The sequence below is a fragment of the Roseovarius sp. genome (genome assembly GCF_030373445.1).
Lineage (GTDB): Bacteria > Pseudomonadota > Alphaproteobacteria > Rhodobacterales > Rhodobacteraceae > Roseovarius.
The window spans coordinates 62,749-81,875 of record NZ_JAUCYU010000017.1 but is presented as its reverse complement, the minus strand read 5'-3'; the positions used below and the strand labels follow the sequence as shown (position 1 = coordinate 81,875).

The 19,127-nt window shown below is 65.3% G+C and carries 17 protein-coding genes; 8 read left to right on the top strand and 9 right to left on the bottom strand.

Translation table 11 applies throughout. The annotated features are described in order from the left end of the window. Positions 1–41: 41 nt before the first annotated feature. From QUV18_RS23215 to QUV18_RS23205, 3 genes are all read right to left on the bottom strand, one after another. On the bottom strand, positions 42–1,151 hold the full coding sequence (locus QUV18_RS23215) for an extracellular solute-binding protein (RefSeq protein WP_300896546.1): 1,110 nt from the start codon (positions 1,149–1,151) through the stop codon (positions 42–44). A 78-nt stretch (positions 1,152–1,229) separates the two neighbouring features. Further along, entirely contained in the window at positions 1,230–2,231 is a 1,002-nt protein-coding gene (locus QUV18_RS23210; protein ID WP_300896545.1) for an ABC transporter ATP-binding protein, read from the bottom strand. After that, positions 2,231–3,118, bottom strand: coding sequence for a 3-keto-5-aminohexanoate cleavage protein (locus QUV18_RS23205; protein ID WP_300896544.1), 888 nt, complete (start codon positions 3,116–3,118; stop codon positions 2,231–2,233). The genes QUV18_RS23210 and QUV18_RS23205 overlap by 1 nt, the downstream gene beginning before the upstream one ends. Positions 3,119–3,235: 117 nt before the next feature. Here QUV18_RS23205 and QUV18_RS23200 point away from each other — a divergent pair, with 117 nt between their 5' ends. Next, entirely contained in the window at positions 3,236–4,297 is a 1,062-nt protein-coding gene (locus QUV18_RS23200; RefSeq protein WP_300896543.1) for a GlxA family transcriptional regulator, read from the top strand. A 72-nt stretch (positions 4,298–4,369) separates the two neighbouring features. Here QUV18_RS23200 and QUV18_RS23195 read toward each other — a convergent pair whose 3' ends face one another. From QUV18_RS23195 to QUV18_RS23180, 4 genes are read right to left on the bottom strand one after another with little or no spacing between them, the layout of a single operon-like run. Continuing rightward, a complete protein-coding gene (locus QUV18_RS23195) occupies positions 4,370–5,314 on the bottom strand; it encodes a 3-hydroxyacyl-CoA dehydrogenase NAD-binding domain-containing protein (protein ID WP_300896542.1) in 945 nt (314 codons plus the stop codon). Next, a complete protein-coding gene (locus QUV18_RS23190) occupies positions 5,311–6,114 on the bottom strand; it encodes a carnitinyl-CoA dehydratase (RefSeq protein ID WP_300896541.1) in 804 nt (267 codons plus the stop codon). Before QUV18_RS23190 ends, QUV18_RS23195 begins: the two co-directional genes overlap by 4 nt. 12 nt (positions 6,115–6,126) lie before the next feature. Continuing rightward, entirely contained in the window at positions 6,127–7,161 is a 1,035-nt protein-coding gene (locus QUV18_RS23185; protein ID WP_300896540.1) for an LLM class flavin-dependent oxidoreductase, read from the bottom strand. Positions 7,162–7,175: 14 nt separating this feature from the next. Next, the gene (locus QUV18_RS23180) at positions 7,176–8,657 is read right to left on the bottom strand and encodes an aldehyde dehydrogenase (RefSeq protein ID WP_300896539.1); all 1,482 of its coding nucleotides are present in this window, start codon (positions 8,655–8,657) and stop codon (positions 7,176–7,178) included. A 140-nt stretch (positions 8,658–8,797) separates the two neighbouring features. Between QUV18_RS23180 and QUV18_RS23175 the strand changes: the two genes are divergently transcribed. The 3 genes from QUV18_RS23175 to QUV18_RS23165 all read left to right on the top strand — a co-directional run bounded on the left by QUV18_RS23175 (position 8,798) and on the right by QUV18_RS23165 (position 12,651). Beyond that, positions 8,798–9,595 (top strand): alpha/beta hydrolase, encoded by a 798-nt coding sequence (locus tag QUV18_RS23175; protein WP_300896538.1) that lies wholly within the window; start codon positions 8,798–8,800, stop codon positions 9,593–9,595. A 14-nt stretch (positions 9,596–9,609) separates the two neighbouring features. After that, entirely contained in the window at positions 9,610–10,212 is a 603-nt protein-coding gene (locus QUV18_RS23170; RefSeq protein ID WP_300896537.1) for an amino acid synthesis family protein, read from the top strand. 90 nt (positions 10,213–10,302) lie between these two features. Next, positions 10,303–12,651, top strand: coding sequence for a cytochrome P450/oxidoreductase (locus tag QUV18_RS23165; protein ID WP_300896536.1), 2,349 nt, complete (start codon positions 10,303–10,305; stop codon positions 12,649–12,651). Between the two features lie 4 nt (positions 12,652–12,655). On the opposite strand, the gene QUV18_RS23160 is transcribed toward QUV18_RS23165, so the two are convergent. Both QUV18_RS23160 and QUV18_RS23155 read right to left on the bottom strand, forming a co-directional pair. Next, on the bottom strand, positions 12,656–13,933 hold the full coding sequence (locus QUV18_RS23160) for a glycosyltransferase (protein ID WP_300896535.1): 1,278 nt from the start codon (positions 13,931–13,933) through the stop codon (positions 12,656–12,658). A gap of 76 nt (positions 13,934–14,009) precedes the next feature. After that, the gene (locus QUV18_RS23155; RefSeq protein WP_300896534.1) at positions 14,010–14,930 is read right to left on the bottom strand and encodes a GntR family transcriptional regulator; all 921 of its coding nucleotides are present in this window, start codon (positions 14,928–14,930) and stop codon (positions 14,010–14,012) included. 232 nt (positions 14,931–15,162) lie between these two features. Between QUV18_RS23155 and QUV18_RS23150 the strand changes: the two genes are divergently transcribed. The 4 genes from QUV18_RS23150 to QUV18_RS23135 all read left to right on the top strand — a co-directional run bounded on the left by QUV18_RS23150 (position 15,163) and on the right by QUV18_RS23135 (position 19,115). Beyond that, positions 15,163–16,221, top strand: a complete 1,059-nt coding sequence (locus QUV18_RS23150; protein ID WP_300896533.1) for a spermidine/putrescine ABC transporter substrate-binding protein — start codon at positions 15,163–15,165, stop codon at positions 16,219–16,221. A 112-nt stretch (positions 16,222–16,333) separates the two neighbouring features. After that, positions 16,334–17,182, top strand: coding sequence for an ABC transporter permease (locus tag QUV18_RS23145; protein WP_201259214.1), 849 nt, complete (start codon positions 16,334–16,336; stop codon positions 17,180–17,182). After that, positions 17,179–17,985, top strand: coding sequence for an ABC transporter permease (locus QUV18_RS23140; RefSeq protein WP_300896532.1), 807 nt, complete (start codon positions 17,179–17,181; stop codon positions 17,983–17,985). The genes QUV18_RS23145 and QUV18_RS23140 overlap by 4 nt, the downstream gene beginning before the upstream one ends. Then, entirely contained in the window at positions 17,982–19,115 is a 1,134-nt protein-coding gene (locus QUV18_RS23135; protein WP_300896531.1) for an ABC transporter ATP-binding protein, read from the top strand. Before QUV18_RS23140 ends, QUV18_RS23135 begins: the two co-directional genes overlap by 4 nt. The last annotated feature ends 12 nt before the right edge of the window (positions 19,116–19,127 follow it).

Here is a 19,127-nt window from a genome sequence, read left to right as displayed (position 1 = left end):
CCCGCTCGGCGCATCACGCGCACCGGGCGGGCCGGTTCGACCTAGCTGATCGCTTCGAGGAAGGCGTTCACCGCCTCGCTGCCATTCTCGCCCCACCAGACCGGATCGTTATAGACGATCTTGTCGATGTTCTGCTCCGACGTGATGGCATAGGGCTGCTGCTCTTCCGGGATCTCCGAGAACGCCTCGGGGTTCGACGGCGTCATCCCCAGGCAGTCGAGGATCATCAGCTGCGACGGCACCTCCTGCGCGGTGGCGATGAACTTCATCACCGCCTCGCGCCCCGCCGGGTTGCCCTTGGGCACGATATACGCGCCCGGCATCGCCATCGCCTGGTTGTTCACCAGCTTGTAGCGGCCCTCGGTATCCTCCTCGATGTTCTTGCCGCGGTTCTGCCAGATGATCGCCATCGACGCCTCGCCGCTGATGCACATCGAATGCACTTCCGAGCCCGACCCCCAGTAGATGCTGTCATCCTTGATCGATTTGATCTTGGTCAGCGCCCGCTCCATGTCGAGCGGGTAAAGCTCGTCACCGGCCACCCCGTCCGCCATCAAGGCGCCTTCCAGCGACCCGTTCGCCCACTTGTAAAGCGCCCGCGTGCCGGGGAAGTTCTCGGTGTCGAAGAAATCCGCCCAGTCCTTCGGCGGATTGTCCCCGTAAACCTCGGTGTCATAGACGAAGGCATAACCGTAAAGGATGATCGACACCCCGTATTCCAGCGCATATTGCGGCAGGGTCCGGTCCTTGCTGACGATGTCATAGTCGATCGCCTCGAGATGCCCCGTCGGCCCAAGCGACACGGCGTTGAAAAGGTCCGCATCGCACACATCCGCCGTCACGTTGCCGCTGTCGACCATCTCGCGGATCTTGCCTTCCAGCGGGCCCGAGGTGTCGAACTGCATGCCCATCCCGGTCTTTTCCTCGAACGGTTCGCCAATGGCCTTGCCGTGGCACTCCTCGGAAATCCCGCCCCAGTTCCACATCACGATGTGATCGGCGGCGGCCTTGGCGTCGCCTGCCATCACCGCCGACATCGCCACGCCCGACGCGCCGCAGAGCGCGAGGAAGGTGCGCCGGTCCATCCGGCCGTCCCTGTAGGCATGGGCGCTCTGAAGAAGCGTCTCCTTCATGAATTGCTTGTCTTGCATCTCAAGTCTCTCCTTGCTGGTGGCGGGCCTCTCCGGCCCTTATTTTGCGGCGCTTTGCCCTTGCGCCGTTTCGGGTCTTCAACTCTCGTCCAGCCGCACGGCGGCATGATCGGCCCAGGCCAGGTCGACAGCCTGCCCTTGTTGCAGCTCATGCGGATTGCGCCACGCATCCACATCCACCTCGATGGGCTGACGGCCCTCGACCGCGACCATGTATTTCCGCATGGCGCCGAAATAGGTGATGTCGCTGATCGTGCCCGACAGCCGCGCCGCGCCGTTGATCCGGCCGGCGGGCGCCAGGTCGATCTTCTCGGGGCGCAGCGCATAGGTGCCGTCATCGAGGTCGAGGAAATTGCTCTTCCCCAGGAACCCCGCCGCGAATCGTGTCCGCGGGCGTTCGTACAATTCCGTGGGCGTGCCCAGCTGCTCGATCCGCCCGTTCTGCATGATCACGATCCGGTCGGACATCGACAGCGCCTCTTCCTGGTCATGCGTCACGTAGATGAACGTTGTGCCGACCCGCCTGTGAATGTCCTTGAGCTGGTCCTGCACCTCGATCCGCAGCTTCTTGTCGAGCGCGCCCAGCGGCTCGTCGAGCAACAGAACCGGCGGTGCGAAACACAACGCCCGCGCAAGCGCCACCCGCTGCTGCTGCCCGCCTGACAATTGCCCCGGCTTGCGGTGGCCGAAATCCTGAAGCTGCACCAGCTCCAACATCTCGTCCACCCGCGCCTCGATCTCGGCCTTTGGCCGCCCGCGCACGTCCAGCGCATAGCCCACGTTCTGCCGCACGGTCATGTGCGGGAAGAGGGCATAGCCCTGGAACACCATCCCGAAATTGCGCTTCTCCGCCGGCACGGTCTTGATCGACGCGCCATCCAGAAGGATGTCCCCCGCCGAGATATCGAGGAACCCGGCGATCATCATCAGAAGCGTCGTCTTGCCCGACCCGGACGGGCCCAGCAGGGTCAGGAACTCGCCGCGCTGAATCTCGAGGTCGATATCGTCCACCGCCACGACCCCGCCGAAGCGCTTGGTCAGCCCGGTCAGGCTCAGCCCACCTTTGGCGGCCTCGGCCATCAATCGGCCCCTCTCAGCTTGAGCTTGTTGCGCGCCTCCTGCGGCGTGACGGCCCGGCCGCCCATCCGCTCGATGATTTCGACCGCGCGGGTGACCAATTGCCCGTTCGTGGCCAGCACGCCGCGATCGAGATAGATGTTGTCCTCCAGCCCCACGCGGACGTTGCCGCCCATCGCCACGGCGGCGGCCAGCATCGGCATCTGCATCCGGGAAATCCCGAAACTGGCCCAGCTTGCGCCCGCCGGAAGCTGCGCCTTCATCGCCGCCATCGTCTCGACCGTCGCGTCGGCGCCCCACGGGATGCCAAGGCACAGCTGGAACATCGGCGGATCGGCGATCAGCCCCTCGGCCACCATCTGCTTGGCAAACCGGATATGGCCAAGGTCGAACACCTCCAGCTCGGGCTTCACGCCCCACTCCTGCACCAGCCCGGCCATGCGCCGAAGGGTGGGCGGTGTCGAAATATAGATATCGTCGGTGTCGGAAAAATTCAGCGTCCCGCAATCGAGCGAACAGATTTCGGGCAGGCACGCCTTCACATGCGCCAGCCGCTCGTCGGGCCCGATCATGTCGGTGCCGGGGCCGGGCATCGACGGGTCGTCGGCCGAGGGCGCCCAGTCGCCCCCCATCCCGGCGGTGAGGTTGATCACCACGTCCGTATCGCTCTCGCGCACCAGCGCGACGGCCTCCTCGAAAAGCCCCACATCGCGCGAGCCCTTGCCCGTCTCCGGATCGCGCACATGCAGGTGGGCGATGGCCGCACCGGCCTTGGCGGCCTCGATCGCGGCATCGGCCACTTCGCGCGGTGTGACCGGCACGTGCGGGCTCTTGCCCGTGGTATCCCCGGCGCCCGTGACGGCGCAGGTCAGGATCACTTCGAAGTTCATGTGCGCTCCCTCTTTTCTTCGAGTGTGGGCCCGGGCGGCGCAAATAGTGTCGATTATTCGCCGGATTTCAGCTATGGCTGGCGAAATTCTTCACCTATCCGCCGCCCGGAGAGCGCCATGTCCGCCGCTGCCCAACCGCAGAAAACCGCGCCCAGCCCCGCCCGAATCGCCTGCGTGCTGCTGCCGCGTTTCAACATGATGGGGCTCGTCAGCCTGTTGGAACCGGCGCGCATCGCCAACTACCTTTCGGCGTCGCCGCTCTACCGGCATGACTTCCATTCCGTGCATCCCGGCGAGGTCACCGCCAGCAACGGCATGACCCTCGCGTGCGGCCCGCTGCCCGAGAAACTCACCCGCGACGATCTCGTCATCGTCGCCGGAAGCTGGGGGGCCGAGCACTACGCCGATGCCGCGCTCATATCGTGGCTCAGGCGGCAGGCGCGGATGGGCATCCGCCTCTGCGCCGTCGAGATGGCGCCCTACGTCTTCGCCCGCGCGGGCCTTCTCGCCGGGCGGCAGGCGACGACGCACTGGTCCTACCTCGCGGGCTTCCAGGAGAAGTTTCCCGACGTCCTCGCCGCCGAACAGCTCTTCACCCTCGACGGCAAGATCATGACCTGCGCCGGCTCCACTTCGGCCACCGACCTGATGCTGCACCTCATCCGCGCCGATCACGGGGCGGGGCTGGTGGGCGAAATTTCCGACAACATCATGCACCACCCGGTGCGCCCCGCGAACGCCCCCCAGCGCAAGACGCTGGGCCGGGGCACCGAAAGCCTGCCGCCGGGGGTGGCGGCGGCCATCGACCTGATCGAGGCGAACATCTCCGAACCGCTCCCCGTGCCGGATATCGCCAAACAGGTCGGCATCTCCCAGCGGCAACTGGAACGCCAGTTCAACCAGGCGATGGGCTGTTCGGTGGTGCAGTTCGGCCTGCTCCTGAGGCTCCAGCACGCCCGCGTGCTGCTCATCTCCACCGATCTCGGTGTACGCGAAATCTCCGCCGCCTCGGGCTTCAACTCGCTGTCGCATTTCGCCTATGCGTTCCGCAAATGCTTTGGCCGCCGGCCCAGCGAATACCGCCAGGCCTGGCCCGAGCAGGAAGACGCACCCACGTGGCCCGGCACGCTGTCGAAATATCTCGACACGTTCCAGGTGAACCAGCGGATGCGCGGCTGATCCTTACCGACCGCGCACCGACGCAATACCGACAAAATACCGACGTTATACCGACGTCGGGTTTCGACCCCGTCAGCCGTCCCTGACCGCCTTCAGAACCGCCACGATCTTGCGATCCCGTTCCGCCGCCATATCCCGGAAATCCCTGTCCCCTGCCATGGCGTTACACCCGTCAACCATCTGATTTCTCAGATCTTTCGTCAGCTCCGGCGCCTCCAGCCGTGTCCACGGCCATTTCAGTGCCGGCCCGAACTGATCCAGGTTCGTGGCCATCCCGCCCTCACCGCATGCCACGTGAAACGCCATGCACTGCCCCTGCACCGCCATCCGCGGCGCCGGCCCGTTTTTCAAAGCGATATCAATGTCTTCCGGCGTGGCCTCGCCATTGGCCACCATGTGCAGCGCCTCCCGCCACAACGCTTCCTGCAACCGCGTCGCCACGAACCCCGGCACCTCCTTCTTCATCACCAGCGGCGCCTTCCCCGCCACCTCGTAGAACGCCGCAGTCCACGCTACCGCCGCCTTATCCGTCTGTTTCCCCCCGATAATCTCGACCAGCGGCAACAGGTAGGGCGGGTTGAACGGATGCCCGATCACACAGCGCCCCGGCGTCGCACACTCCGCGGCAATCTCCGTCATCGTCAGGCCGGAGGTCGACGACCCGATCACCACCTCCGCCGGCACCAATTCCCCGAGCCGCCGGTACAACGCCTGTTTCACATCCAGCCGCTCCGGCGCGCTTTCCTGAATGAAATCAACGCCCTCAACGGCCTCGGCCAGATCGCTCGTCACCGTCAGCCGATCCATCGACGCCCCCGGCGCCAGCCCCAGGCCGGTCAGGCTCACCCACCCGGTCTCGACCACCGCCATCAACGCGTCGCGTTCCGCCGGGTCGTGGATGTAAGCATTCACGTCATACCCGCGCGCCAGGAAATGCGCGGTCCAGCCGCCGCCAATCGGCCCCGCCCCAAGGCTGGCCACGCGCTTTACGTCAGACGGATCCCGATACATGATCATTCGCCTTTGAAATTGGGGTCACGCTTCTCCACAAAGGCCGCCACGCCCTCCTTGGCGTCCTCTGATTTCAGCATCTTCCGATAGACCGGCAGCCCGTCGCCGCGCATCTTCGCAAACGCCTCATCCAGCGGCACGCATTCGATGGCGCGCTGCACTTCCTTCACACTCTGCATGGCCAGCGGGGCCGACCACGCGATGCTCGCGGCCCATTCCCGCGCGGCATCCATAAGCTCTTCTTTCGGCACGACTTTATTGACCAGCCCGTACTGCGCTGCCTCCGCCGCCGTCATCCGCCGGCCCAGCAGGAACATCTCCATCGCGATGTTATGCGGAATGCGCCGGGGCAGGCGCTGCAACGCCCCGGCATCCGGCACGATCCCCAGCGGCATCTCGGGCAACCCGAACTCCACGTGATCGGCCGCGATCAGCAGGTCACACGCCATCGCCATCTCGAACCCGCCGCCGATGGCCAGCCCGTTGATCGCCGCGATCACCGGTTTGTTCAGCACCCAGTTCTCGGTCAGCCCGGTGAACCCGCCAAAGCCGTAATCGTCGGTCTCCCACCAGTTGTCGAGCTGCATCTCGCCCGCGTTAAGCGCCTTCAGATCCCACCCGGCGGAAAAGATCTTCTCGCCACCACCGGTCAGGATGGCACAGCGCAATTCCTTGTCCTCGTGCAACTCCCGAAACGTCTCCGCCAGCGCCTGAGACGTGGCGACGTCGATGGCATTCACCTTGCCACGCTCCAGCGTAACTTCGAGCACATGGCCGTCGCGAACGACCTTAACCCCGTTAGACATAACAATTTCTCCCTAGTTGAAGGCCGGCATGACCTCGTCGCAGAAAAGCTTCATCGAGCGTTTCTGCGCATCGAGATCCAGCCCCATCGAGGCGTAGTAGACAAAGGCGTCGACGCCCAAGGCCTCGTAGCGTTTCAGTTTCTCGATCACGGTATCGGGCGAACCGAAGAGCAGGTTTTCCTCCAGCATCGCCGGGTCGTATTGCTCCCGCCCCGCCAGCTCCTCCAGCGGGATCTGTTTCGGGAAGCCGTTCACCACGTCGCCCGCGTTGCGGAACAGGTTCTCGAACTGCCCCAGCACCAGCCGGATCGCATCCAGCGCCTTCTGCCGGTCGGCGTCGGTGTCGTAAACGGCGGCGTGGCGCATCAGGGCGAAGGTCGGGCGGAAGCCGTTATCGGCCTTGGCGATCGCCTCGTCGAGCCGCTGTTTGTAAAGCTCGGCCTCCGCGAAGGGCCGGGTCAGCGGCCAGCACAGGATATGGCACTTTTCGCGCATCGCGTAGTCGTAGGTGATGGGCGAGCGCGCGGCGACCCAGACAGGCACCTCCGTCTGCAACGGCTTGGGGCAGGAGGTGGAGGCGGGGAATTTCCAGAATTCCCCGTCATGGGCATAATCGCCCTGCCACAGCGCGCGGACGGCGGGCAGCATCTCCTGCATGTGCTGCCACGCATCCGACTGCTTGAGGCCCGGCTGCATCCGGTCGAATTCGCGCTGATACGCGCCCGAGCCGATGCCGAATTCCAGCCGCCCGTTGCTGATCAGGTCGAGAAACGCCGCCTCGCCCGCCAGCCCGATCGGGTGCCAGTAGGCGGCCGTGGCCACGGCGGTGCCAAGGCGGATTTTATCCGTATGCTCGGCCCACCAGGTAAGGATCTGGAAAGGGTTCGGCGCTATGGTCATCTCCAGAGCGTGGTGCTCGGCGGCCCAGACGATGTCGAACCCGCCCTGTTCGGCCATCTGCACCATCTCGAGCGTGTGGTCGCGCACCGCGCGCATGTCCGCGCTGTCGTTCATCCGCTCGAGGTTGATCGCCAGTTGAAACTTCATCGCCGTGCCTCCCCTCAGCGCATCACGAACGGGTTGGCCATCGGCGCATCCGACGTGTTCATCCACACGGTCTTGGGCCGTGTATAATCGTACATCGCCTGGAACCCGCTTTCCCGGCCATAGCCCGACCCCTTGATCCCACCGAACTCGGCTATGGGAGAGACGACGCGATACGTGTTGACCCAGACGATCCCGGCGCGCACGGCGTCGGCCATGCGCAGCGAGCGGGCACTGTCGCGGGTGAAGATCCCGGCGGCCAGCCCGTGCTCTGTGTCGTTGGCAAGCGCGACGACCTCCTCCTCGGTCCGGAAGGTCTGCACGCACAGGACCGGGCCGAACAGCTCGGTGTCGACGATCCGCAGGCTCTGGCTGGGGCAGGAAACGATGGTGGGCTCGAAATAGAGCCCGTCGAATCCGTCCGGCCGTTTACCACCTGTTAAGACTTTCGCGCCTTCCTCGACCGCGAAGGCCAGCTCGCTCTCGATCCGGTCGCGCTGTCCGGTGGTGCAAAGCGGGCCCATCTGGGTCTCGTCGGCCAGCGGGTCGCCGATCCTGATCTCCTTGGCCTGCGCGATCATCCGGTCAAGGAATTCGTCTGCGATGTCCTCGTGCAGGTAGAGCCGCGACCCCGCCACACAGCTCTGCCCCGTCGCTCCGAAAATCCCGGCAATCGAGGCGTTGACAGCGCTTTCGATATTGGCGTCCTCGAAGACGATGAAGGGCGATTTGCCGCCCAGCTCCAGGCTCAACTCGGCGAAATTGTTCTTCGTGTTTTCAAGCACATGCCGCGCCGCGCCCGGGCCCCCCGTAAAGCTGACCCGCGCCACCAGCTTGTGCCCGGTCAGCGCCCGGCCGCAGGGCTCGCCATGACCGGTGACGATGTTGACCACGCCGGGCGGAAACCCGGCCTCCTCAATCAGCTTGCCGAATTCGAGCATGGCGGCCGAGGCATGTTCCGAGGCTTTCAGCACCACGGTATTGCCGGCGGCCAGCGCCGGCCCGATCTTCACCGCCACGAGGAACAATTGCGAGTTCCACGGCACCACCGCCGCCACCACCCCAAGAGGCTCGCGCTTGGTGAAGACGAACAGGTCGGGCTTGTCGATGGGCAGCGTCTCGCCGCTGATCTTGTCGGCACAACCCGCAAAGAAATGGAAGAACTCTGCGATATACGTCGCCTGCCACTTGGTTTCCTTGAGCATCTTTCCGGTGTCGATCGTCTCGGTCCGGCCCAGCTCCTCCGACCGGTCGGCCAGAAATTCCGCCAGTTTGCGCAGGCATTTGCCCCGTTGCGTGGGCGTCATCTTCGACCACGGCCCTTTCAGGAACGCCTCGTGCGCCGCCCGCACGGCGCGGTCGACATCGGCCTCCGTCGCCTCGGGCACCCGCGACCAGACCGCGCCCGTCGCCGGGTTCGTGCTGTCGAACATGCCCCCGTCGGAGGCGTTCACCCATTCCCCGTCGATGAGCATCTGGTAGCTGCGGATATCGGCCATGAGTCGTCCCCTGTGCTTGTGTCGATTCCCATTGTTGGGCGATGCACGGCAGCGATATGCGAATAATCGACACCGGGTGGCGAAAATTGCCGAGTGGCCACCGGCAATCGCGGCATAGCCTGACCGAAACGGAGGAACGCATGCCGAATTTGCCGGACGGGACAGCCTGGGAACGCCATGGGACACGGGGCGGGCCGACGATCGTGCTGGTTCACGGATTCGGCCTGAACCGGGCGGTCTGGCAATGGATGATCCCGGCGCTGGAGGACCGATACGACATCATCGCCTATGACCTATACGGCCACGGCGACAGCGCGCCGCCGCCCGGGGTGCCGTCGCTGCCGCTCTTCTCGCGGCAATTGCAGGGTGTGCTGGACGCCTGCGAGGCCGACAGCGCCGCCCTCATCGGCTTCTCGCTGGGCGGCATGGTTGCCCGCCGCTTCGCGATGGACCATCCCGACCGCTGTCGCGCGCTGGTGATCCTGCACTCCCAGCACCTGCGTTCCCCCGATGCACAGGCGGCCATCGAGGCCCGCGTCATTCAGGCCGAACAGGAAGGGCCCGAGGCCACTGTCGACGCCGCGCTGGGGCGGTGGTTCACCGACGATTTCCGCGTGCAGAACCCGGAAATGATGGCCCTGGTGCGCGGCTGGGTCACGTCGAACGACAAGGCCGTCTATCCCGCCATTTACAGCGTGCTCGCGAAGGGCGTCACCGAGATCGCCGCGCCCGAGCCTCGGCTGAGCCTGCCCGCACTGGTCCTCACCGCAGACGAGGATTTCGGCAACGGCCCCGCCATGACCCGCGCCATCGCCGCCGAGATCAAGGGCGGCGAGGCGCTTGTCCTGCCCGGCCTGCGCCACATGGCGCTGGCCGAAGACCCCGACGCCGTCAACGCCCCCGTGCGCGCCTTTCTCGACCGCGTCCTGACCCAATGAATGGAGCCCCCGACATGATCCCCGAACTCAGAAAAGTCGTCACCTTCGATGAGGATATCCACACCGAGGGCGGCCGCCCGGCCGACCCCGTGCTGCGCCTGATCGGCGTGGCGGCGGTGGTGAAAAACCCCTGGGCCGGGCAGGGCTATGTCGAGGATCTCAAGCCGGAAATCCGCCGCATCGCCCCGCCGCTGGGCAAGCTGCTGACTGACCGGCTGATCGCGCTGGCGGGTTCGGGCGAGGCGATCGAGGCCTATGGCAAGGCCTGCATCGCGGGCACCGATTGCGAGTGGGAACATGCCTCGGCCCTGATCCACACGCTGCATTACGGCAATTTCTACCGCGAGGCGGTGGGCGCAAAAAGCTATCTCGGCTTCACCAACACGCGCGGCCCCGCGAACACGCAGATCCAGATCCCGCTGATGGACAAGCACGACACCGGCCGCCGCTCGCATTACCTGACGGTGCAGTTCTCGATCTACGACGCGCCTGCCGATGACGAGGTGGTCGTGGCGCTGGGTGCTGCCACCGGGGGGCGGCCGCATCACCGCATCGGCGACCGCTATTCCGACCTCGCCGAGCTGGGCCGCGACGTGGATAACCCCACCGGCACCTGACCCCGTTCTTGACGGTTACATTTTGGGCGAAGTACCACTTCGGTTGCACAAAGGCACATCGCTACCGTGCATCTGAAAGGTTGGCCCCCGATGACGACCGCCAAGACGCGCCCCGCCCCTCAAACCGGCTGCCCGGCCATGTCCGGCGCCCCCAGCGGCATGGTCTCGCCCACCGGCTGCCCGGTCTCCGAGCGCGCGGCGGCCTTCACCCCGTTCGAGGGCGACTACCAGCTCGACCCCGCCGAGGCACTGCGCTGGGCCCGGGCACAGGAGCCGGTCTTCTACAGCCCGCAACTGGGCTACTGGGTGGTGGCGAAATACGAGGATGTGAAGGCCGTCTTCCGCGACAACATCCTGTTTTCCCCCGCCAACGCGCTGGAAAAGGTCACGCCGCTGACGCCCGAGGCGGCGAAGGTGCTGGAGCGCTACAACTACAAGCTCGAACGCACCATGGTAAACGAGGACGAGCCCCAGCACATGGAACGGCGGCGTCTCCTGATGGATGCCTTCATCCCCGAGAAGCTGGAAAAGCACGAGCCGATGGTGCGGGCATTGACGCGGGAGTATCTCGACCGGTTCATCGACCGGGGTCATGCCGACCTGGTGAAGGATATCTTCTACGAAATCCCCCTGGCCGTGGCGCTCCATTTCCTCGGCGTGCCCGAGGAGGGCGTGGAGAAACTCCGCCGCTTCGCCGTGGCCCACACGCTCAACACCTGGGGCCGCCCCACGCCCGAGGAACAGCTCGAAATCGTCGAGAACGTGGGCCAGTTCTGGCAGACCGCGAACGAGATCCTCGACACGATGATCGCCGACCCGACCGGCGAGGGCTGGATGTACGACACGGTGCGCGAGCACAGGAAGCACCCGGATATCGTGACCGAAAGCTACATGCGGTCGATGATGATGGCCATTCTGGCGGCGGCGCACGAGACCACGTCGAACGCCACCGCGAACGCCTTCTGGATCCTGCTGAACAACCGAAACGCGTGGGACGAGATCTGCGAAAACCCCGCGCTCATCCCCAGCGCGGTCGAGGAATGCCTGCGCATGGGCGGCTCGATCGTGGCGTGGCGGCGGGTGGCGACGGACGAGGCGCAGGTGGGTGGCGTGACCATCCCCAAGGGCGGCAAGCTTTTCATCGTGCAGGCCAGCGCCAACCAGGATGCCGCCCATTGGGAGAACCCCGATGAGGTCGACATCTACCGCGACAACGCGGCCGAACACATGTCCTTCGGCTACGGCGCGCATCAATGCATGGGCAAGAACATCGCGCGGATGGAGATGCGCGTCTTCCTCGAGGAGTTCACCCGGCGCCTGCCCCATATGCGGCTGGCCGAGGGGCAGCGGTTCGAGAACCTGCCGAACATTTCCTTCCGCGGGCCGCGCCATATCCACGTGGAATGGGACCCGGCGCAGAACCCGGAACGGCGGGATCCCTCGGTGCGCGAGGGCGGGGTGGTCTTCCCCATCGGCGCCCCGGTGCGCGACGATATCCTGCGGCGGGTACGGGTGCAGGAGATCGTCGAGGAGGCGGAGGGCGTGAAGCGCTTCGTGCTGGCCGACCTGTCCGGCCGCGACCTGCCGCGCTGGTCGCCGGGGTCGCATATCGACGTGGTGGCGGGCGACGTGCGGCGGAAATACTCGCTTTGCGGCCCGTCCGACAGGCCCGGCACGCTGGAGATTTCGATCCTGCGCGAGGAAGAGGGGCAGGGCGGTTCGAAACACCTGCACGACACGCTGAAACCCGGCGACACGCTGTCCATCGCCGGGCCCAAGAACCACTTCCGCCTCGACGAGACGGCGGAGCGCTACGTGCTGATTGCGGGCGGCATCGGCATCACCCCGATCCTCGCCATGGCCGACCGGCTGAAGGCGCGGGGTTTGCCTTACGTGCTGCATTACTGCGGGCGGTCGCGGGGAGCGATGGCATTGGTGAGCCGCGTGCTGCGGGATCACGAGGCGGCCGTGCGGTTGCACGTGGCCGACGAAGGCACCCGGCTCGACCTCGCCGAGGCCGTGGCCGACATGACCCCCGGCACGCAGGTCTATTGCTGCGGGCCGGAACGGATGCTCGACGCGCTGCAGGATATGGCGGAAGACTGGCCCGAGGGCGCGCTGCATTTCGAGTATTTCAGCACCGGCGCCTCCGGCCTCGACCCGGCGAAGGAACATGCCTTCACGGTGGAGTTGCGCGACTCCGATCTCACCGTCGAGGTGCCGGCAGACCGAACCCTGTACGATGTCCTCAAATCGACCGGCATCGACATCCCGATGGAATGCGGCGAGGGACTTTGCGGCACCTGCGAGGCAAGGGTTGTCGAGGGCGAGGTCGACCACCGCGACAGGGTGCTGACCAAGGCCGAACGGGCCAAGGGCGAGCGGATCATGACCTGCTGTTCGCGGGCCAAGGGCGGTAAGCTGGTGCTGGGCCTCTGACCCGCTACCGCGCCACGTTCAGGATCAGCTCCGCCGCCTGCCGCCGCCCGTCGGCCGCGATCATGTCGGCGGAAATGTCGCCTAGCCGTGTCTTCATCCCCTTGTCCGAGGTCAGCCCGGCCAGAGCGTCCATCATCTCCTGATCGCGCCACGCATACCGGTCGAGATGCACGCCCAACCCGGTATCATGCAGCCGCCGGGCATTGTCGTGCCCGTCCCAGCAATAGGGCATGACGATCGATGGCTTGCCGAAATAGAGCGCTTCGTGCACCGAGTTGTTGCCGCCGTGATGGATCACCAGGTCGGTCTTTTCGATCACGCTGGGCTGGGGATACCAGTAGTCGAGATGCACGTTGTCGGGCACGTCGCGGAAGGAATCCTTGTAGCCGCCGACGTTGATCAGGAAGCGATAGGGCAGGTCGGCGAACAGCCGGATCATGCGTTCGAACAGGGCCACGTCGGCGGCGCCGAGGCTGCCGAAGGAGACGTATACGACCGGTGTGTTCGTGGCCGCCGGGATGTCGGGCATCTCGAACGGGTCCTCCTCGCGCACGCAGCCTTCGAGGTAGTGGAAGCGCGGCGGAGAGAGGTGCTCGGCGCGGTCGAAGCGGAGCGGTGCGGCATAGAGCAACAGGTTGAGATCGGGCGAGCTTTCCATGAATTCCCCCGGCGGCAAGGCTGGCAGGCCGCGGCTGTCGCGGAAACTGTTGTACCGCGCATGCACCGGCCCCAACGCCTCCTCATACCGCGCCCGGAAGGCGGGGAAACTGGCCACATCCTCTGCCCCCAGTCCCGACATCACCGGCGGCACCTGCGCATCCGGTATCTCCGTCTCGGCGCAGGAGACCATGCGCACCCAGGGCACCCCGGCCTGCATCAGCGCCGGAAAGCCGATCACGTTGTCGACGACGATGGCATCCGGGTCGATCCGGCCTATCGCGGCCTGCAACGGCGCTTCCGCAATCTCGGCGCTGTCCACGATCGCCTCCCAGCAATCGCGCACGTAGGTCGGCAACTGGTCCTCGGGGCTCAGCCGGAAATGCGGCAGGTGGCGGGTGATGAAACCCGACCAGAATTTCTCCAGCTCCTCGTCCGACATGTCGGGCGCCATCGGTACGGGATGCTCGGCGAAGCCATAATTCTCGAACACTCCGGCGAAGCCCGGGTCACACAGGAAAACCGCTTCGTGACCGCGCTCGCGCAGCGCCTGCGCGATGCCCACGCAGTTGAGCGCGGCCCCGAACGAGGCTTCGGGAAAGAAGGCGATGGTCTTGCGCGTCACGGGCGGGCCGTCCTGTTATCGGCGGGGTCGGTCAACGGCCCCATCTGTCAGACCCGCGAAGGCGAGGTCAATTGCATTAGCGCCGGATCGGCCGGGCGATGGGCGGGACGCCCCGGTTCGACACGCGCGGCCGCTGGTTCTGGGCGGCGCGGACATGGACCAGCATGAGGTCGGCGGCGCGCTCGCCGTCACCGGCCTCGACCGCGTCGAGAATGGCGAGGTGTTCGTGGAACGCGTCGCGCATCCGGCGGCGGTTGGCCCCGATATGATAGGTGGAGAGCCGCCGCAGCCGGGTTTGCTGGCGGATCGCGCGGGCCAGGAAGCGATTGGCACAGCAGGCCGCAAGCGCGTCGTGGAAATCTGCCCCCGCATCGATCCAGGCGCGCATCTCGGTCTGCAGGATATCATCGGTCAGCAAAGCCTGGTGGCGGCGGCGGATATCCGAGAAAAGTGCGGCATCCGGCACGAACCCCGGCTCGCGCAGCGCGGCGGGTTCGATCAACTCGCGGAACCGCGCGCTTTCCTCCATCGCTGACAGCGAATCCGGTGCCGGGCCGAAGCGCCAGTGCTGCCCGTGCCCGCGTTCGAGCAACCCGTCCTCGCTCATCCGGGCTACCACGTGCATCACGGTGGTGCGCGCGGTGCCGTAACGCTGCATCAGGTCATTGACCGATAGCGTGTCGCCCAGCCGGTTGGCGAAACGGTCGCGCAGGATGGCCTGGAACAGTTGATCCTCTTCCGAGGCCGGCAATCCGGGCGCATCGGCGCTGGCGGTATCGAGCGGGCGGGCCAGCGAATAGCCCTGCCGGGGCGCATAGCTCAGAATCCCCGTCTCGGTAAGCAATCGTAAAGCTGCCCGGATCGGCGTGCGCGACACGCCGAAACTGTCGGCGAGGCGCTGTTCGGCCACCTTGGTGCCGGGCTCCGCGCCCTCGACGCGAAGGAGCTCGACGATGCGCCGGGCCAGTTCGGTATGGCTTTTGCGTCGCCGTTCCATCCTCAATCCGCCGAGATTTTCACCATGTCCCGCCCCGCAGCCGGGCCGCGGGCCCAGGCTTGAGTCGATTTTCATTGACGTACTAATTTAGAAAAAAATACAATTTTGTCTATACCCGCGGATTCGGAGCGCATTTCCGGAACGAAACAACAGGCGGGACAGGGCCGTTTCGCGCCATTGGCGCGGGCCGGGCCCGGGACGAAAAGAAACGACCACAGGGAGAAATGGACCAATGAAAAAGACGGCATTTGCCAAGAAACTGCTGGCCGGCGCGCCCGCCGCGGTGCTGGCGCTGGGCCTTGGCCCGGCGGCGGCGCAGACGCTCGTGATTTCCAACTGGGACGGCTACATGCCCGCCGACATGGCGGAACAGTTCGAGGCCGAGACCGGGATCTCGATCGACGTGGCCAACCACGCCACCAACGAGGAGATCATGGGCAAGGTCACCGCCTCGGGCGGGAAGGGCTACGACGTGATCTTCGTCTCCTCGCCCTTTGCCGAAGCGCTCGACAAGCTGGGCATCGCGGCCAAGCTCGACCACTCGATGCTTCCCAACATGGAGAACCTCTACCCCGAGGCGCGCGAGTTGTCCTATGACGAGGGGCTGACCTTCTCGATGCCCTATGCCTGGGGCACGACCGGCCTCTGCTACCGCTCCGACCTGGTGTCGGAAGAGCCGGATAGCTGGATGGACCTGCTCGACCCTTCCGACGACCTGGCAGGCAAGGTCACGATGCTGTCGACCGACCGCTGGATGATCGGCGCCGCGGCGCTGGCCAAGGGCTATTCGGTCAACGTCACCGAGGAGGAGAAGCTGACCGAGGTGAAGGATCTTCTGGTCTCGGCCAAGGAAGACCTGCTGGCCTATGACGACACCACCTTCTATTCCAAGCTGGTCTCTGGCGAGGCGAGCCTTGTGCACGCATGGGACGGCTGGTGCAACTACGGCATCGCCGAGAATGCCGACATCAAGTACACCATCCCCTCCGAGGGCACCGACCTCTGGGTCGACACGATGGTGGTGATGGAAAGCTCCGAGAACAAGGAAGCGGCGCACGAGTTCATCAATTACATCCTCGGGGCCGACACCCATAAATGGGTGGTCGAGAACATCCTCTACAAGGTGCCGAACAAGGCCTCGATGGAAGCGCTGGATGCCTCGATGGTCGAGACCTATCCGAACCTCGGCATGGAACCCGCCGCGATGCTCGAATACGAGATGCTGCGCGACGTGGGCAACGCCCAGAAGGATTACAGCCGTCTCAAGACGGAAGTGATGTCGGCCCAGTAAGCCATCTGCAACGCATGACGGCCCGTGCATCTCCTCGAGGTCGTCTGCCACGCCGCCCCGTCTGACGGGGCGGCGTACATGAAGCCGCCTGCCCGAGAAAGGCCAAGGATACGTGTACCAGAGATTGCGAACCTTCCTGTTCGTGGGGCCGGGGCTGGCATGGCTGACCTTCTTCATGGTCGTGCCCTGCCTGCTGGTCTTTCTCTACTCGTTCTTCGAGCGGGGCGTGTATGGCGGTATCGTCTACGACTTCACCTTCGAGAATTTCGACCGGGCCTTCGACCCGCTCTACCTCGCGATCCTTTTGAAGTCGGCCAAGATCGCGGGGCTGGCCACGCTGATCGCGCTGCTGATCGCCTACCCGGCGGCCTATGCCATCGCCCGCGCCCCGGCACAGCGCCAGCCGGTCTACCTGTTCCTCGTCATGCTGCCGTTCTGGAGCAACTACCTGATCCGCACCTATGCCTGGATCGTGATGCTGAACCGCGAGGGGCTAATCAACCGGGCGCTCCTGGATTTCGGCCTCGTGGGCGAGGCGCTGCCGCTCCTCTACAACGAGGCATCGGTGGTGACCGGGCTGGTCTACAACTACGTGCCCTTCGTGATCCTTGCGATCTATTCCTCGATCAGCCGCCTGAACCCCGAGATCGCCGAGGCGTCGGAAGACCTCGGCGCGCCGTCCTACAAGACCTTCCTGCGGGTGATCCTGCCACTGACCCTGCCGGGTATCGCGGCGGGGGCTGTCTTCGTCTTCGTGCTGTCCATCGGCAATTTCATCACGCCGGACCTGCTGGGCGGGGGCCGCGTGCAGATGGTCGGCAACCTGATCTATGACCAGTTCCTCGAGGCGCGCGACTGGCCCTTCGGCTCGGCCCTGTCGCTGATCCTGATCGGGGTGATGATGTGCCTGCTGTTTGCACAGGCCGTCGCCGTCAACCGCTCGGCGGAGGGCACCCGATGAGCGCCCGCATCCCCCGCCGCCGCGACCCCGCGAAGCTGTTCCTCGGCGGGCACCTGTGGCTGGTCTACACGTTCCTTTACGTGCCGATCCTCGTGCTCATGGCGCTGTCGTTCAACGATCTCGGCCTGCCGACGGCATGGGGCGGCGTCTCGCTCAAATGGTATGGTGAACTGGCGCAGAACGACGCGGTGCTGCGGGCGGCGCTGAATACGGTGATCGTGGCGGTGGTCTCGACCATCCTCGCCACGCTTCTGGGCACGCTGCTGGCCTTTGGCGTCGAGCGGCGGCAACGGCGGAACAACACGATGGAAGCGCTTCTGTTCGCGCCGATGATCATCCCCGACATCGTGCTGGCCATCGCGCTCCTGTCCTTCTTCACGGCGCTCAACTTCACCCTCGGCCTGCACTCGATCATCATGAGCCACGTGGTCTTCAACATCGCCTTCGTCTGCGCCGTGGTGCGCACAAGGCTGCGGAATTTCGACTTCTCGATCGTCGAGGCCAGCATCGACCTCGGCGCGGGCGAGGTGACCACGTTCCGACGGGTGACCCTGCCGGCGATCTTCCCGGGCGTGCTGGCCGGCGGGCTGCTGGCCTTCACCCTGTCGGTCGACGAGTTCATCATCGCCTATTTCACCGCCGGGGCCGGGCAGGGCTCGACCACCTTGCCGATGCAGATCTATTCGATGATCCGCTTCGGCGTGACCCCCGAAATCAACGCGATGGCGACCATCGTGATGCTGGTCAGCTTCACGCTCGTCTTCATCTCGCAGCGCATCGACAGGAAAGCGATCAGTCAATGAGCACGGATGGCGCCACCATGCTGACCGAGACCGGCGCAGACGCCGCAACGGTGATCCGGCTGGAGAACATCACCAAGCGTTTCGGCGCGATCACCGCCGTGAACGATATCTCGCTGAACCTGAAGGAGAACGAGTTCTTCGCGCTGCTCGGTCCGTCGGGCTGTGGCAAGACCACGCTTCTGCGGATGATCGCCGGGTTCGAGTCGCTGAACGAGGGGCGTATCCTGCTCGACGGCAAGGATATCGCCCCGCTGCGCCCCAACCGGCGGCCGATCAACCTGATGTTCCAGTCCTTCGCGCTCTTCCCGCATATGAGCGTGCGGGCGAACGTGTCCTACGGGCTGGAGATGGAAGGCGTGCGCGGCAGCGAGTTGAAATCGCGGGTCGACCGTATCCTCGAGACGACGCAACTGACCGAGTATGCCAGCCGCAAGCCCGACCAGCTGTCGGGCGGGCAAAGACAACGCGTCGCGCTGGCCCGTGCGCTTGTGAAAGAGCCGCGCGTCCTGTTGCTCGACGAACCGCTGGCAGCGCTCGACAAGAAGCTGCGCGAGCATATGCAGCTGGAGCTGAAGCGCCTTCAGCACGAGGTGGGCATCACCTTCGTCGTCGTCACCCACGACCAGGAAGAGGCGCTGGTGATGGCCGACCGCATCGCCCTGATGCGCGACGGGGAGGTGAAGCAATGCGCCAGCCCCGCCGAGTTGTACGAGCACCCCAACAGCCGCTTCGTGGCGGATTTCATCGGCGTGATGAACTTCCTCGACGGCGAGGTGAGCGTCGAGGGCGTGGTCGTGCAGGGCCTTGGCGTTCTCACCGGCCGCTCGAACGGTGATACCCGCACGGGCGACCGCGCCTGCCTGGCCGTGCGCCCCGAGCGCCTGACCGTGGCACCGTCCTCGGCGGAACGGCTGATCCACGACAACGTGCTCGACGGCACCCTGACCGACATCGCCTATCACGGGCAGGATATCGGCCTGCACATCGCCGTGGGCGACGCCGGTCAGGTCCTGATTTCCCGCCTATCCGCCGCGGCCGAAGGCGCGGCGGATTTCAAGGTGGGCGACACCGTCCAGGTCGGCTGGCAAACGCAGAACGCCCTGATCCTGCCCGACGACAGCAAGACATAAAACCAACACGAC

Bases quoted from the DNA above. Each gene is read 5' to 3' on its own strand.
- QUV18_RS23195 (WP_300896542.1), bottom strand. From the start codon at position 5,314: ATGATCATGTATCGGGATCCGTCTGACGTAAAGCGCGTGGCCAGCCTT.
- QUV18_RS23205 (WP_300896544.1), bottom strand. From the start codon at position 3,118: ATGAACTTCGAAGTGATCCTGACCTGCGCCGTCACGGGCGCCGGGGAT.
- QUV18_RS23190 (WP_300896541.1), bottom strand. From the start codon at position 6,114: ATGTCTAACGGGGTTAAGGTCGTTCGCGACGGCCATGTGCTCGAAGTT.
- QUV18_RS23155 (WP_300896534.1), bottom strand. From the start codon at position 14,930: ATGGAACGGCGACGCAAAAGCCATACCGAACTGGCCCGGCGCATCGTC.
- QUV18_RS23150 (WP_300896533.1), top strand. From the start codon at position 15,163: ATGAAAAAGACGGCATTTGCCAAGAAACTGCTGGCCGGCGCGCCCGCC.
- QUV18_RS23210 (WP_300896545.1), bottom strand. From the start codon at position 2,231: ATGGCCGAGGCCGCCAAAGGTGGGCTGAGCCTGACCGGGCTGACCAAG.
- QUV18_RS23165 (WP_300896536.1), top strand. From the start codon at position 10,303: ATGACGACCGCCAAGACGCGCCCCGCCCCTCAAACCGGCTGCCCGGCC.
- QUV18_RS23215 (WP_300896546.1), bottom strand. From the start codon at position 1,151: ATGCAAGACAAGCAATTCATGAAGGAGACGCTTCTTCAGAGCGCCCAT.
- QUV18_RS23170 (WP_300896537.1), top strand. From the start codon at position 9,610: ATGATCCCCGAACTCAGAAAAGTCGTCACCTTCGATGAGGATATCCAC.
- QUV18_RS23175 (WP_300896538.1), top strand. From the start codon at position 8,798: ATGCCGAATTTGCCGGACGGGACAGCCTGGGAACGCCATGGGACACGG.
- QUV18_RS23180 (WP_300896539.1), bottom strand. From the start codon at position 8,657: ATGGCCGATATCCGCAGCTACCAGATGCTCATCGACGGGGAATGGGTG.
- QUV18_RS23200 (WP_300896543.1), top strand. From the start codon at position 3,236: ATGTCCGCCGCTGCCCAACCGCAGAAAACCGCGCCCAGCCCCGCCCGA.
- QUV18_RS23140 (WP_300896532.1), top strand. From the start codon at position 17,179: ATGAGCGCCCGCATCCCCCGCCGCCGCGACCCCGCGAAGCTGTTCCTC.
- QUV18_RS23185 (WP_300896540.1), bottom strand. From the start codon at position 7,161: ATGAAGTTTCAACTGGCGATCAACCTCGAGCGGATGAACGACAGCGCG.
- QUV18_RS23135 (WP_300896531.1), top strand. From the start codon at position 17,982: ATGAGCACGGATGGCGCCACCATGCTGACCGAGACCGGCGCAGACGCC.